The sequence below is a fragment of the Xanthomonas sp. NCPPB 3959 genome, from assembly GCF_056675575.1.
On the sequence record NZ_JBWWVR010000002.1, the window covers coordinates 19,684 to 34,611 of the forward strand.

The 14,928-nt window shown below is 65.2% G+C and carries 14 protein-coding genes; all 14 read left to right on the plus strand.

Features of this window, described 5'->3' with window-relative positions:
* Positions 1-213: 213 nt before the first annotated feature.
* The 14 genes from AC1KVG_RS03105 to AC1KVG_RS03170 all read left to right on the plus strand — a co-directional run bounded on the left by AC1KVG_RS03105 (position 214) and on the right by AC1KVG_RS03170 (position 14,753).
* Entirely contained in the window at positions 214-792 is a 579-nt protein-coding gene (locus AC1KVG_RS03105) for a hypothetical protein (protein WP_481093471.1), read from the plus strand.
* Between the two features lies 1 nt (position 793).
* Positions 794-1,351: a cob(I)yrinic acid a,c-diamide adenosyltransferase gene (locus tag AC1KVG_RS03110; protein ID WP_481093472.1), complete on the plus strand. Its 558-nt coding sequence runs from the start codon at positions 794-796 to the stop codon at positions 1,349-1,351.
* 37 nt (positions 1,352-1,388) lie between these two features.
* Positions 1,389-2,297 carry a histone deacetylase family protein gene (locus AC1KVG_RS03115; protein ID WP_481093473.1) on the plus strand — a complete coding sequence of 303 codons (909 nt, stop codon included), beginning with the start codon at positions 1,389-1,391 and terminating at the stop codon, positions 2,295-2,297.
* Between the two features lie 127 nt (positions 2,298-2,424).
* Positions 2,425-4,854 (plus strand): LPS-assembly protein LptD, encoded by a 2,430-nt coding sequence (gene lptD / locus AC1KVG_RS03120; RefSeq protein WP_481093474.1) that lies wholly within the window; start codon positions 2,425-2,427, stop codon positions 4,852-4,854.
* Positions 4,851-6,251, plus strand: coding sequence for a peptidylprolyl isomerase (locus tag AC1KVG_RS03125; RefSeq protein ID WP_176339584.1), 1,401 nt, complete (start codon positions 4,851-4,853; stop codon positions 6,249-6,251). The genes lptD and AC1KVG_RS03125 overlap by 4 nt, the downstream gene beginning before the upstream one ends.
* 4 nt (positions 6,252-6,255) lie before the next feature.
* A complete protein-coding gene (gene pdxA, locus AC1KVG_RS03130) occupies positions 6,256-7,224 on the plus strand; it encodes a 4-hydroxythreonine-4-phosphate dehydrogenase PdxA (protein WP_481093475.1) in 969 nt (322 codons plus the stop codon).
* A 105-nt stretch (positions 7,225-7,329) separates the two neighbouring features.
* A complete protein-coding gene (gene rsmA / locus AC1KVG_RS03135) occupies positions 7,330-8,118 on the plus strand; it encodes a 16S rRNA (adenine(1518)-N(6)/adenine(1519)-N(6))-dimethyltransferase RsmA (RefSeq protein WP_006451489.1) in 789 nt (262 codons plus the stop codon).
* A gap of 36 nt (positions 8,119-8,154) precedes the next feature.
* Positions 8,155-8,538 carry a Co2+/Mg2+ efflux protein ApaG gene (apaG, locus tag AC1KVG_RS03140; protein ID WP_104550670.1) on the plus strand — a complete coding sequence of 128 codons (384 nt, stop codon included), beginning with the start codon at positions 8,155-8,157 and terminating at the stop codon, positions 8,536-8,538.
* Between the two features lie 28 nt (positions 8,539-8,566).
* Positions 8,567-9,523 carry a symmetrical bis(5'-nucleosyl)-tetraphosphatase gene (locus AC1KVG_RS03145; RefSeq protein WP_481093476.1) on the plus strand — a complete coding sequence of 319 codons (957 nt, stop codon included), beginning with the start codon at positions 8,567-8,569 and terminating at the stop codon, positions 9,521-9,523.
* A gap of 596 nt (positions 9,524-10,119) precedes the next feature.
* On the plus strand, positions 10,120-10,683 hold the full coding sequence (gene msuE, locus AC1KVG_RS03150; protein WP_481093477.1) for an FMN reductase: 564 nt from the start codon (positions 10,120-10,122) through the stop codon (positions 10,681-10,683).
* A gap of 263 nt (positions 10,684-10,946) precedes the next feature.
* Positions 10,947-12,110, plus strand: coding sequence for an FMNH2-dependent alkanesulfonate monooxygenase (gene ssuD / locus AC1KVG_RS03155; protein ID WP_481093478.1), 1,164 nt, complete (start codon positions 10,947-10,949; stop codon positions 12,108-12,110).
* A gap of 11 nt (positions 12,111-12,121) precedes the next feature.
* Positions 12,122-13,126 carry an aliphatic sulfonate ABC transporter substrate-binding protein gene (locus AC1KVG_RS03160; protein ID WP_481093479.1) on the plus strand — a complete coding sequence of 335 codons (1,005 nt, stop codon included), beginning with the start codon at positions 12,122-12,124 and terminating at the stop codon, positions 13,124-13,126.
* A gap of 8 nt (positions 13,127-13,134) precedes the next feature.
* Positions 13,135-13,998 (plus strand): ABC transporter permease, encoded by an 864-nt coding sequence (locus AC1KVG_RS03165; RefSeq protein WP_481093480.1) that lies wholly within the window; start codon positions 13,135-13,137, stop codon positions 13,996-13,998.
* Positions 13,995-14,753 (plus strand): ABC transporter ATP-binding protein, encoded by a 759-nt coding sequence (locus AC1KVG_RS03170; protein ID WP_481093481.1) that lies wholly within the window; start codon positions 13,995-13,997, stop codon positions 14,751-14,753. Before AC1KVG_RS03165 ends, AC1KVG_RS03170 begins: the two co-directional genes overlap by 4 nt.
* Positions 14,754-14,928 lie beyond the last annotated feature (175 nt).

Consider the following 14,928-nt stretch of genomic DNA (forward strand, 5'->3'; position numbering starts at 1 on the left):
CTGGCGCGGCCGGCTGATCGCGCAGGTAGCGCTGTCCGTCGCTTGCCGGTGCAGGGCGTATCCAGGCGCCCACCGGTTTGCGTCTGAGGTGTTCGGCAACAGCGGCGCTACCTCCATCGCTTGCGCCAGGCGGCTCCCGCAAGGCCCCCAGTGGCGCGGGCGTGCCGGGTTCCACGCTACACTCGCCAGCCTGTGATCCGGCCACCTCCGCGCATGACTCCTCGCTCGCACGACACCCTGATTTTGAGCCTGCTCGCCGTCCTGATGGCGGCCACGCGGATCAATCACTTCGCGCCGATCCCGGACGCGTCCTGGGCGGTGTTCTTCATCGGCGGCTTCCATCTGGCCGCGCGTACCAGGCTGGCGTTCCCGCTGCTGATGCTGCTGGCGGTGGCGGTGGACTGGCTGGTGATCACCCGGCAGGGCCTGAGCTTCTGGCAGCACTACTGCGTGTCGCCCGCTTACTGGTGCCTGATCCCGGCGTATTTCGCGCTGTGGGCCGGTGGTGTCTGGCTGCGCCGGCATTACCGCGGCGCCGAGTGGAGCGCGCTGGCCAGACTGGTGCCTGCACTGCTGATCGCCGTGGCGCTATGCCAACTGATCGCCCAGGGCAGCTTCTACTGGATCAGCGCCAGCGTGGCCGAGCCGACCGTCGCCGGCTGGCTCAAGAACTACACCGACTGGCTGGGTCCTTACCTGGGCAGCGCCGCGCTCTACGTTGTGGCGGCCGCAGTGATCCAGGTCGCCGCCGAGCGCCTGACCAGCGCGCACGGCCAGACCCAGGCCGGCTGAGATGGGCAACCGGCTCTCACGCATCTATACACGTACCGGCGACGACGGCAGCACCGGCCTGGGCGACGGCAGCCGCACCGGCAAGGACGCGCTGCGCGTCACTGCCTACGGCACCGTGGACGAAGCCAATTCGGCCATCGGCGTATTGCTGGCCGCCCCGGGCGTGCCGGAGCCGATCGCCGCGCTGCTGACGACCATCCAGCACCAACTGTTCGATCTGGGTGGCGAGCTGTGCATCCCCGGGCACGCAGCGATCGATGCCGCCGATATCGAGGCGCTGGAGCGTCAGCTCGACCACTTCAACGACACGCTTCCCCCGCTGCAGGAATTCATCCTGCCGGCCGGTGGCGAAGCGGCCGCACGCTGCCATCTGGCCCGCACCATCGTGCGCCGGGCCGAGCGCGAGACCGTTGCGCTGTCGCGTCAGGAGGAAGTGCGCAGCGAGGCGATCGGCTATTTGAACCGCCTGTCCGACCTGCTGTTCGTACTCGCCCGCGTGCTGGCGCGTGCCGATGGCCAGCAGGAAGTGCTGTGGCGGCACGACCGCCGGCGCGGCTGACATGCACATGGCACGGCGGACAGGCTAGATTTGCCCCATGTTGGTCTTTACCCATCCCGCCTGCCTCGGCCACGACGCCGGCCCCGAGCATCCCGAGCGCCCCGCCCGTCTGGAAGCGGTGGTCGATGCCCTGCGCGACGCCTTCCCGGATCTGGACTGGCGCGAGGCGCCGCTGGCCAAGCTCGGCGACCTGTGCCGGGTGCACGAGCGCGAACAGGTCGATGCGGTACTGGAAACCGCCTTCGAAGGCCATCACCGGCTCGATGTGGACACCGTGATGTCGCCCGGCTCGCGCGCGGCCGCCTTGCGCGCGGCAGGTGCCGGCATCGCGGCCGTGGACGCGGTCATGCACGACCTCACCCGCACCGCGTTCTGCGCGGTCCGCCCGCCCGGCCACCACGCCACCGGGCAGGTGTCGATGGGCTTTTGCCTGTTCAACAACATCGCCCTGGCCGCCGCCCACGCGCGCGACCGGCATGGGCTGGAACGCATCACCATCGTGGATTTCGACGTCCACCACGGCAACGGCACGCAGGCGATCTTCGAGCGCGACCCGACCGTGCAATACCTCAGCACCCACCAGTCCGGGCTGTATCCGCACTCGGGCAGCGTCTACGAACGCGGCCTCGGCAACATCCACAACCTGCTGCTGCCACCGGGCAGCGACGGGTTGCGCTTCCGCAACGTGTGGGAAGACGAGATGCTGCCGCTGGTCGACGCCTTCCGCCCGCAACTGATCCTGATCTCTGCCGGCTTCGATGCGCATCTGCGCGATCCGCTTGCCGATCTGATGCTCGACGCCGACGATTTCGCCTGGCTGACCCGTGCCTTGCGCACCCTGGCCGAACGGCATGCGCGCGGCCGCGTCGTCTCCATGCTGGAGGGCGGCTACGACCTGCAAGCCTTGCGCGAGAGCAGCGTGGCGCACGTGGCCGCACTGCGTTGAACCCTAACGGCGCGTTGGTCGCGCCACCCATTGCGATGAACCTCGCCCTCCCGATGCGGGGGCTTTTCATTGCCCCCATGCGGGGTATACGGCAAGCTAGTCGCCATTTTACTGGTTGAACCCACGCGTGCGCCGAGTCCTTCGCCTGCTGCCCCTGCCTTTGAGCATTGCCATCTGCCTCCCGGCCATGGCTGCCGACAAGCCGCTGAACTGGGGATTGTGCCCTGCTGTGGACCCGCTTCCCGGCTTCGACGGCGCCCCGGCCGCCGATGCCAAGGCCGCCGAGATGCGCCAACAGCTGCCCACCGATATCGAAGGCGATCAGCTGTCCGGCACCAGCACCACCCCGCAATACCAGGGCAACGTGGCGCTCAAGCGCGGCGACCAGTTCCTGGGTGCGGACAACCTGCGCATGGACACCGAGACCGGCAATTACATCGCCGAAGGCAACGTGCGCTATCAGGACACCTCCTTCCGCATGGTCGCAGACCGCGCCGAAGGCAATCAGGACACCGACGCCCACAAGGTCAGCAACATCCAGTACCAGTTGGTGGATCGCCGCGGTAATGGCGCGGCGGAATCGGTGGACCTGCAGGGCCAGGTCGGGCAGATGCACCGCTCGACCTATACCACCTGCGATCCCTCGCAGCCGATCTGGCGCGTGCGCGCGCCGGAGATCGACGTCGACAACGAAGAAGGCTTCGGTACCGCGCGCAACGCCGTGCTGCAGATCGGCAAGGTGCCGGTGCTGTACTTCCCGTGGTTCAAGTTTCCGATCGACGACCGCCGCATGACCGGCCTGCTGTTCCCGCAGTTCGGCCTGTCCGGTCGCAACGGCTTCGATTATCTGCAGCCGATCTACCTCAACTTGGCGCCGAATTACGACGCCACGCTGCTGCCGCGCTACATGAGCAAGCGCGGTTTCATGTTCGGTACCGAATTCCGTTATCTGTACGAGGGCGGCCGCGGCGAGATCACCGGCAACTATCTGCCCAACGACAAATTGCGCGACAAGGACCGTGGCAGCGTCTTCTACAGCGGCTATCACAACGTCAACAAGTACTGGCAGGCGCGCAGCAGCATTGCCTGGGTCAGCGACACGCGCTATGTGGAGGACTTCACCAGCCGCATCAATGGCATGGGCTCGGCTTCCAGTGTGCAAAGCACCGTGGGCATCTACGGTACCGGCGAGACCTGGACCGCGGGCCTGATGGCAGACCGCTGGCAGCTGACCGACTACACGCTTGATGAGCAGTCACTGCCCTATAACCGGCAACCGCGTGCGTATTTCACCTGGGAGAAGCCGTTCGGCATTTTCGAAGCTGGCGTATATGCCGAAGCGGTGCGCTTTACCCACGACGACTCTTATTTGGTCAGGCCTCCGACCGACGGAAACACCAACGGCGATGACGGGGACGATTACGTCCGCACCAATATCCGCAACAAGGAATACGGCAGCGGCTCACGCCTGGACATCAAGCCTTACATCTCGATGCCTTTGTCAGGTGCGGCGTGGTTCCTGACGCCGACCGTGGCCTGGCGCTATACCACGTACCAGTTGGATTCGACGCTGGCCAACACGGCGCCGCTGACCGGCGATCGCTCGCCCTCACGCAGCCTCCCGATCGCCTCGGTGGATGCCGGTCTGTATTTCGACCGCGAGACCTCGCTGTTCGGCACCAACTATCTCAATACGTTGGAGCCGCGCATGTATTACCTGTACGTGCCCTACCGCGACCAGGACGACCTGCCGGTCTTCGATACGCGTCCGTTTACTTTCAGCTACGGGCAACTGTTCCGCGATTCGCGCTACACCGGCGCCGACCGCCAGAACGATGCCAACCAGTTGACCTTGGCGGTGACCTCGCGCTGGCTGCGCCAGGACGATGGTCGCGAGAAGTTGTCATTGAGTGCAGGCCAGATTCTGTACTTCAACGATTCGCTGGTCACCATCAACAACAGCACCAACTCGGCGGCCGGTAGCGAGCAGACCATCGAACAGGGCAAGTCCGCCTGGGTGGCCGATGCCAACTACATGATCAACGATCGCTGGTCGATGGGCGCCACCTATCAGTGGAACCCCAACTCGCGCAAGGAAGATCTGGCCAGCCTGCGCACGCGTTATCTGCTCAACAACGACGGCGTCATCAACCTGGCGTATCGCTACCGGCGCAACCTGATCGACGAAAGCGATCAGCTCAAGCAGGCTGATTTCTCGTTTCTGTATCCGATCAATCCCACCTGGAGCGCTGTCGGTCGTTATTACTACTCGCTGCTGGACCGCAAGCCGCTGGAAATCATCGGTGGCGTGCAGTGGGACAGCTGCTGTCTGGCCGTGCGTGGGCTGGTGCGCCGGTTCGTGCGCAACCGCAATGGCGAGATGGACAACTCCATCCAGGTGGAGTTCGTGCTGAAGGGCTTGAGCTCGTTCGGGCAGAACACGGACCGCACTTTGCGCCGTGCTATTCTCGGCTATTACCGCGACGACCTGTACTTGGTCCCGCCCAGCAACACCACGACTAATCCGGACGATTACGATCCGAACTTGATTCCATGACCAAGCCTTTCTCTGTGTTACTTGCCTCGCTGCTGGTGATCACCAGCACGGTTTCGCCGCTGGCCTCGGCACAGCAATCCCAGCCACTGGATCGCATCGCTGCCATTGTGGACGAAGATGTGGTGCTGCAGAGCGAGCTCGATCGCGCTGTACGCAACGTCAAGTCGCAATACGCCGGCCGCGATAACCAGCTGCCGCCGGACGATGTCCTGCAGCGTCAGGTGCTCGAGCGTCTGGTGCTGGTCAAGTTGCAGGTCGGCCGCGCCGACAGCACCGGCATTCGCGTCAGCGACGAGGAGCTCAACCGGGCGATCGCCAGCATTGCGCAGCAGAACGGCACCACGGTGGATGGCTTGCGCCAGAAGCTGGCCGCCGATGGCATGGGCTATGGCGACTTCCGTGCCTCGGTGCGCGACGAAATCATCGTGCAGCGCCTGCGCCAGAGCTTTGCGCAGAGCCGCATCAGCGTGAGCGAAGGTGAAGTGGATACCGCGTTGGCCCAACAGGCCACCACCGGTAGCCAATATCACCTGGCGCACATCCTGGTCGGCCTGCCGGAAGGCGCCAACGCCGAACAGATCGCCACCGGCCAGAAGAAGGTCGATGGCGTGAAGGCTCTGATCGACAAGGGCGAGCTGGATTTCTCGGCCGCTGCGGTGCGTTATTCGGACAGCCCGAATGCACTGGAAGGCGGCGACCTGGGCTGGCGCAGCCTGGACGAAATTCCCAACGCGTTCGCTCAGCTGATCCGCGACATGCAGCCTGGCCAGGTGGCCGGACCGCTGCGTGGCCCGAGCGGCTTTCAGTTGCTCAAGCTGGTGGAAATGCGCGACGCCAATGCCGGTGGCGAAAAGAAGCTAGTTACCGAATACAACGCACGCCACATTCTGGTACGTATCGGCGACAACCAGACCGAGGCGCAGGCCAAGGCCAAGATTGATACGCTGCGTGCGCGCATCACCGGTGGTGCCGACTTCCAGGCCACGGCCAAGGAGTCTTCCGAAGACACCAATAGCCGCGGTCAGGGTGGCGATCTGGGCTGGTTCCCGGCCGACGCGTTCGGCCCGGATTTCGGCAAGCAGGTCGAAGGCCTGGCAGACGGCGCAGTGTCCGAGCCGTTCCGCACCCAGGCGGGCTGGCATATCGTGCAGCGCGTCGGTAGTCGCCAGACCGATGTCAGTGCCGAGAGCCAGCGTGCGCAGATCCGTGAAACGATCGGCCGTCGCAAGCTGGAAGAAGAGTACAACCGCTACCTGCAGGAACTGCGCGGCGAAGCGTATGTGAGCTTCCGCACCGGCGACCGCGCCGATGGCGACGCCACTGCCGCTCCGGCCAAGCCGGCAGACCCTGCGGCGCCTGCCGCACCAACGCCGCCGCCGGCACAGCCGACGCGCTGATTCGATGCTCCCGTCGCTCGCGCTTGTGCCAGGCGAGCCGGCCGGGATCGGGCCGGAACTCTGTGTCCGGCTCGCCCAGCGGCCGCGCTCCGACGCCCACCTGATCGCCTACGCCGATCCCGATACCCTGCACAGCGCCGCAAAGGCGCTGTGTTTGTCTGTGCGTTTGCTCGATCCGGATCAGCCTGCGCGCGCACAGGGCGATCTGCCGCTGCATCCGATCCGCCAGGCGGTGGCAACCCGCTTCGGCACACCCGATCCTGCCAATGCCGCAGCGGTCATCGCCGGCCTGCGTGGCGCGGCGGGCGACTGTCTGTCCGGCAAGTTGCAGGGCATCGTTACCGGCCCGGTGCACAAGGCGGTGATCAATGCCGGCGGCATCCCTTATTCCGGCACCACCGAATTGCTGGCCGAACAGGCCGGTTGCCCAGTGGTGATGATGCTGGCCAATGCGATCGTGCGGGTCGCGCTGGTGACCACGCATCTGCCGCTGCGCGCGGTGGCCGACGCGATCACCGCCGACACCGTTGCACGCTGCCTGCGTATCACTGCGGCGTCATTACAGCGCGACTTCGGCCTGAAACACCCGCGTATCGCCGTGCTCGGCCTCAATCCGCATGCCGGAGAAGACGGGCATCTGGGCCGCGAGGAACTGGACATCATCATCCCGGTGCTGGAGCAACTGCGCGGCGAAGGCCTGCAGCTGATCGGCCCGCTACCGGCCGACACCGCATTTTTGCCGCAGAAGCTCACCGGTTTCGATGCGGTGGTGGCGATGTATCACGACCAGGGCCTGCCGGTGCTCAAGTACAGCGGCTTCGAGCAGGCGGTGAATATCACGCTCGGCCTGCCCTACCCGCGCGTGGCGGTCGATCATGGCACCGCGCTGGAACTGGCCGGGCGCGGGATTGCCGATCCGTCCAGCCTGATGGCCGCGACCGCCCTATGCGCGCGATTGGCCGCACGCAGTTGAGCGATGCCTGATCGCATGCGCATTTGCGCGCCGATCGTCCGTTAGATTCGTCAGGCAGTCAGAAACGACACCGCTTGCATGCACTGGCTCCGTTAAACTGCGCGCATGAATCATTCCTTCAGCGCTCCGGCCAAGAAGTCGCTTGGCCAGCACTTTCTTGCCGACCGGTATTACATCGACCGCATCGTGCAGGCAGTGGCTCCGCGCGCCGGCCAGCATCTGGTCGAAATCGGCCCTGGCCAGGGTGCGATCACCTTCCCGCTGCTGCGCAAGCACGGCGCATTGACCGTGATCGAGTTCGACCGCGACCTGATCGCGCCATTGACCGACGCCGCCGCACCGATCGGCGCGTTGAGCATCATCCATCGCGATGTGTTGAGCGTGGATTTCACCGCGCTGGCCAATGGCACGCCGATCCGGCTGGTCGGCAACCTGCCCTACAACATTTCCTCGCCAATCCTGTTCCATGCGCTGGACCATGCAGGCGCCGTGGCCGACATGCACTTCATGCTGCAAAAGGAAGTGGTCGACCGCATGGCCGCCGGCCCCGGCAGCAAGGTCTATGGCCGGCTGAGCGTGATGCTGCAGGCGTACTGCGAGGTCACCGCGTTGTTCGTGGTGCCGCCCGGGGCGTTCCGGCCGCCGCCCAAGGTGGACTCGGCGGTGGTGCGGCTGGTGCCGCGCGACCCGGCCACGGTGCTGATCAAGGACCGCCGGCGCTTTGCCGACGTGGTGCGCGCCGGCTTCGGGCAGCGCCGCAAGACCTTGCGCAATGCCCTGTCCGAGGTCTGCGAGCCGGCGCATTTCGAGGCCGCGCAGGTGCGCCCGGATGCACGCGCCGAACAACTCGAGGTCGCGGATTTCATCCGTCTGGCCAATGTCGAGCTGGCTTGAGCGCCCCTCCCACATCGTTTTCCTTAGACTTTCCCCATGCAAGATGATCCGCGCTATCGGGTCGAGGTCGAGGTATCGCCCCGCTTCCTCGCTCATCAATCGACCCCGGAAGAAGGCCGCTATGCCTTCGCCTACAGCATCCGCATCCAGAACGCGGGCGCGCTGCCTGCGCGCCTGATCGCGCGCCATTGGCAGATCACCGATGCCAACGGACGTACCGAGCAGGTGGATGGCGAAGGCGTGGTGGGCGAGCAGCCATGGCTGCGCCCGGGTGAGGCCTTCAACTACACCTCCGGCGTGTTGCTGGAAACCGAGCAGGGACAGATGCAAGGTCACTACGACATGGTGGCCGACGATGGCACCGAATTCACCGCCCCGATCGCCGCCTTCGTGCTGAGCGTACCCAGGACGCTGCACTGATGGATGTTGCAATGAGGAAGCGCACGCGATGAGCGTCTGGGCAATTGGCGACCTGCAGGGTTGCTACGACATCACCCAGCGCCTGCTGGAAAAAATCAATTTCGATCCCGCGCAAGACACGTTGTGGTTCTGCGGCGATCTGGTCAACCGCGGCGGTCAATCGCTGGAAACGCTGCGGCTGGTGCATTCGCTGCGCGCGCACAGTGTGGTGGTGCTGGGCAACCACGATCTCTCGCTGCTGGCGATCGGCGCGCGTTCGGAAGAAGAACAGCGCAAGGTCAATCCGGATCTGCTGCGCATCGTGCTGGCCGAAGATCGCGACGTGCTGCTCGACTGGCTGCGCATGCAGAAACTGGCGCATGTAGACCGCGCGTTGGGCTGGATGATGATCCATGCCGGGCTAGCGCCGAAGTGGACCACGCAACTGGCCGAGAAGCATGCGCGCGAGGTCGAGCAGCAATTGCAGGGCGGCGGCTATCGCAAACTGCTGCGCAACATGTATGGCGATCAGCCGGGCTGGTCGCCAGGCCTGAGCGGTTACGACCGCAGCCGCGCGATCATCAACCTGTTCACGCGCATGCGCTACTGCACCCCGCGCGGGCGCATCGCCACCGACGACAAGGGCACGCCGGGCACGCAGGCACAGGGCCTGTATCCGTGGTTCGAAGTGCCGGGCCGGGTCGAGCGCGATCTGAAGATCGTGTGCGGGCATTGGTCCGCGCTCGGCCTGACCATCACCCAAGGCGTGCACGCCATCGACACCGGCGCGGTGTGGGGCGGCAAGCTCACCGCCTTGCAGCTGGACACCGACGAACTGCGCGTGGTGCAGGTGCCCGGCATTCCGATCACGCACCCGCCGCAGGCAGCGCAGCGCGCACGACCACCGCGTCGTCGGCAACGCCAGCGTGGTGGCGGTGGCGACACCGCGAACGCGAACGCAAGTTCCACCACTGCCCCCAACACGCCTCCGCCCGCCGCCGACTGAAAAGCGGGATTGGTCGGCGTGCTGGTTGCAGCATGCCGAGCGTTTACTTTGCGGCAGCGTGTGGGCGTTATCGTGGCGCTGCCACGTGACCGGAATGCTTGCGCTCTCGGCTTCCAGCACGCCTGCATGCCGAGATACGTTGCGACTGAAAGTAGTCGGCCGCTTCGATGAAATGCAGAAATCCGCAAAGCCAATGCCCTGCCAACGACACCACGTTCGGCGAACTGCGGCGGAGTTTCGATCAGGTTCGTAGCGCAACCTGCTGAGTTAATCGTTCTCAACCCACATTCGGTCTGCACTTATCTCCGCAGGCAGTTTCGTCATGCCATCGGCATCATGAGTGGCGATGGGAAGATCGATAAAACACGGCGAATGACGCGTTTTTCATAAAGTCATTCTCAAATCTGATAAGCCATCAGCGCATTTGAAAGGTAGCGTGCATTGCCATGTCTGCCAGCGTGCAGTCAGATGGGATGCACGCTGTCGATACAGAAAACAGTGTCGACGCACCGCTCTTTACCTTGCAGCAACACTGTTGTTATCCGGATGGCACGGATTTACGTGACCGCCCGATACCGCCACCACAGGACTCTTGCATGCGCACTCCGTTGAATGTCGTTGCCGTTTCCGGCGGCACCTCGCGCCCTTCTCGCAGCCTTGCGTTGGCTGAGGCAACGCTTGCCGAACTTGCGCGACGACTGCCGATCAAACCCAGCATTCTCCAACTCGGCGATATCGCCCGGCCGCTGGGAGCGGCGCTGTGGCGCAGCGAATTGGATGAGACGACCGAACAGGCGTTACGCCATATCGAATCGGCCGACCTGCTGCTGGTCGTCGCGCCGGTGTATCGCGGCTCCTATCCCGGCCTGCTCAAGCATCTGTTCGATCTGATCGACATCAACGCGCTGATCGACACACCGATCCTGCTCGCGGCCACCGGCGGCAGCGAGCGGCATGCACTGGTGATCGACCATCAACTGCGCCCGCTGTTCGCCTTCTTCCAGGCATTGACCTTGCCGATCGGCATCTACGCCACGGAGACCGATTTCCAGGAGTACCGCGTGGTCAATCCGGCCCTGCGTCAACGCATCGAACTGGCCGCCGAACGCGCCGCAGGCGTACTCGGCGCACGCCCCGACGCGCTGCGGCGTATTGCCTGAGCAAATCCTGCATGCGCAAGTGCGAGCTCTGATAGATCAGCCGTTTATTAAGTCCCCGCGCACGCAATGACGGACTATTTCTGCAGAACTCGCCCAGCACACGTACGCATAGATGCGATGGCTCCCGCAACGAATTAGCCCGTTCTACTCCCCACACGGATATGCGACTCCTGCGAGGGACTCGCCCGATCTAATCCCCGCACATGGATGTGCGGGCTCCTGCGAGGGACTCGCACCGAATACTCGCACCCAAGAGACCAACCATGGACATGTTCTGGTTCATTCCCACCCACGGCGACAGCCGCTATCTGGGCACCAGCGCCGGCGCACGCCAGGTCAGCGCCGAGTATGTGACCCAGGTGGCCGTTGCGGCCGACACCCTGGGCTACGACGGGGTGCTGATTCCCACCGGGCGTTCCTGCGAAGACCCGTGGGTGATCGCGTCCAGTCTAATCAACGCCACACGCCGGCTGAAGTTTCTGGTCGCGCTGCGCCCTGGCCTGATGGCGCCAGCGCTGGCCGCACGCATGGCCGCCAGTTTCGATCGGCTGTCCGGAGGGCGCCTGCTGGTGAACCTGGTCACCGGCGGCGACCGTGGCGAGCTGGAAGGCGATGGCGTGTTTCTCGACCACGCCGAGCGCTATGAAGCCTCGGCAGAATTCATCCGCATCTGGCGCGAGATCATCGCCCACAGTCACGCAGGCGACAGCTACGACTTCGACGGCAAACATCTGCAGGTGAAGGCGGCCAAGCTGCTGTATCCCACCGTGCAGCAGCCGTATCCGCCGGTGTGGTTCGGCGGTTCTTCCGATGCTGCGCATGAGTTGGCCGCCGAACAGGTCGATACCTATCTCACCTGGGGCGAGCCGCCGGAAGCGGTGGCGGAAAAGATCGCCTCGGTGCGCAGCAAGGCCGCCGCGCTCGGGCGTACGCTCACCTTCGGCATCCGCCTGCATGTGATCGTGCGTGAGACCGATGAACAGGCGTGGGCGGCAGCCGAGTCGCTGATCAGTCACCTCGATGATGACACCGTAGAGCGCGCCCAGAGCGCCTTCGCACGCATGGACTCGGTGGGCCAGCGGCGCATGGCCGCGCTGCACAGCAGCGGTCAGCGCCGCACCCGCGCCGATCTGGAAGTCAGCCCGAATCTATGGGCCGGCGTGGGCCTGGTGCGTGGCGGGGCCGGCACCGCGCTGGTCGGCGACCCGCAGACCGTGGCCAAGCGCATCGAGGAATACGCAGCGCTCGGCATCGACACCTTCATCTTCTCCGGCTATCCGCATCTGGAGGAGGCCTACCGCTTCGCCGAGCTGGTGTTCCCGCTGCTGCCGCGCGCGCTCAAGCAGAAGCTGCCAGGGCAGGCCCTGAGCGGCCCCTTCGGCGAGGTCATCGCCAACACCATCGTGCCGCGCGCTGCAGCGCGCTGACTGGAGCATTTATGAAGCGCCGCAACCTGCTGAAATTCGGAACCCTCGCTGGCGTCGCGCTCGGCGCCTCGCCGCTGTTGTCGAGCACCGCCCTTGCGCAAGCCAAAGGTGCGGTTCCCAAACAACTGCGCCTGGACTACGCCTACTATTCGCCGACCTCGCTGGTGCTCAAGCACTTCGGCTGGCTGGAACAAGCGCTCAAGGCGCAGGGCACGCAAGTCAAATGGGTGCTGTCGGCCGGCAGCAATCGCGCGCTGGAATACCTGGGCGGCAACAGCATCGACTTCGGCAGCACCGCCGGCCTGGCCTCGCTGCTGGCGCGCGCCAACGGCAATCCGATCAAGGCCGTCTACATCTATTCGCGCCCGGAATGGATCGCGCTGGCGGTGGGCAAGAACTCGCCCATCCGGCAACTGACCGAACTCAAGGGCAAACGCATCGCCGCCACCAAGGGCACCGACGCCTACCTGTTCCTGCTGCGCGCGCTGCGGCAGGCCGGGTTGAGCAAGAACGCGGTGGAGATCGTCCATCTGCAGCATCCCGACGGGCGCACCGCGCTGGAACGCGGCGATGTGGACGCGTGGTCCGGCCTGGACCCGCACCTCGCCGCGAGCCAGATCGAGGCGGGCACGCGATTGATCTACCGCAACGTCGCCTTCAATTCCCGTGGTTTCTTGAATGTCAGCGAGACCTTCGCGGCCGCTTACCCCGATCAGATTCCGCTGGTGATCCAGGCCTACGAAAAAGCGCGCAAATGGGCGATCGCCCACCCCGACGAACTTGCTGCGCTGATCGCCACCGAGGCCCGGTTGTCACTCCAGGTCGCCACGCTACAGCTGCAGCGCACCGACCTGCGCAATCCGGTGATTGGCCCCGAAGAGCGGGCGGCGCTGCAGAGCGCGGCACCCATCCTGCTGGAAGAAGGCCTGGTCCGGCCCGGCACCGACCTGACCAAGGTGCTGGCCGCACTGATCGATCCCAGTTACGCCACACGCGCACGCGTGGCGCAGGGCTGAGCGCGGCGATGAACGAGACTTCCTTGCGCGTCGCGCGCAGCTTATCGACCACGACCGCGTCGACGCCGTCGCGACTGCGACTCGGACTGCCGGCCAGCAGCCTCGGCTGGCTGTTGCCATTGAGCTTCTTCGGCGCGCTCGAAATCGCCTCGGCGCTCGGCTGGACACCACGCTACCTGCTGCCGCCGCCAAGCCAGATCCTGACCACGCTGGCAGACGAGGCCGGCCGCGGCCTGGCCAGCCATATCGGCGCCAGCGTGTTGCGGGTGCTGGCCGGCTTCGCCATCGGCGCCGGCCTGGGCTTGCTGATCGGCGTCGGGGTTGGACTGAGCCGCTGGCTGGAACAGCTGATCGACCCCAGCTTCCAGGCGCTACGCGCAGTGCCCAGCCTGGCCTGGGTACCGTTGCTGTTGTTGTGGATGGGCATCGACGAGGCGCCGAAGATCACCCTGATCGCCATCGGCGCGTTCTTCCCGGTGTATCTGGGCGTGGTCAGCGGCCTGCGCCAGGTCGACCGCACGCTGGTGGAACTGGGCGAAAGCTACGGCCTGTCCAAACCGCGCCTGGTGCGGCGGATCCTGTTGCCGGCGGCGCTGCCGTCCATCTTCACCGGGCTGCGCACCAGCCTGAGTCTGGCCTGGATGTTTCTGGTGGCCGCCGAACTGATTGCCGCCACGCGCGGGCTGGGCTATCTGCTCAGCGACGGGCGCGAAACCTCGCGGCCGGATATCGTGATCGGCGCGATCGTGCTGCTGGCCCTGCTCGGCAAGCTCAGCGACAGCGTGCTCAAGGCGATCGAATCGCGCACCTTGCGCTGGCGCGACAATCTGCAGAACCGCAGCGCGCCTGGTAACGCAGGAAACTACACGTGAGCAGCACCGGTCTGCAGCTGCGCATCGCCGGCAAGCAGTTCGGCGCACGCCAGGTGCTGCGCGACATCGAGCTGCAGGTGGCACCGGGCGAGATCGTCAGCCTGATCGGCGCCAGCGGCTGCGGCAAGAGCACCCTGCTGCGCATCGTGGCTGGTCTGGAACGCGATTACGCCGGCGATGTGCTGCTGGATGGCGCGCGCGTGCGCGGGGTCGACCGGCGCATCGGTTTCATCTTCCAGGAACCGCGCCTGCTGCCGTGGCTGGACGTGGCCGCCAATGTCGCCTTTGCCGACGATTCGGATCTATCGCCAGCTGCGGCGCGGCAATCTCCACGCGTGCAGCAGTTGCTGGGCGAGGTCGGCCTGCTCGACTACGCAAGCGCGCTGCCCAAGCAACTGTCCGGCGGCCAGGCGCAACGCGTGGCGCTGGCCCGCGGGCTATATCGACAACCACGCGTGCTGCTGCTCGACGAGCCCTTCAGCGCGGTGGATGCGTTCACCCGCATCAAGCTGCAGGACCTGTTGCTGCGCCTGGCAGGCGAACATGCGTTCAGCGTGCTGCTGGTCACCCATGACATCGAAGAAGCGGTCTACCTGAGCGACCGTGCGATTGTTATCGGCGGCCAGCCCGGATCGATTGCGCATGCACTGCAGCTGGACACGCCGCGTCCGCGCGACCGTCAGGCCGACGAACCGGCACTGCGTCACGCCCGCCAGACCCTGCTCGCGGCGCTGCACGACATTCATGTGTTTTGAAGTGGTGATCAGGCGCGAGAGCGGCCGTCGGCCGGCCTTGGACAAGGCGCAGACAATGTCATGCAAGCGTGGCACATGAGATTCCGACTACCGTGCATGCCGATCTGATGAGCGCACAGTCGTTTTGCTCGCCGCGCCTGACGCGTCTGCCGAACTGGAATGCAGGCGCAAGACG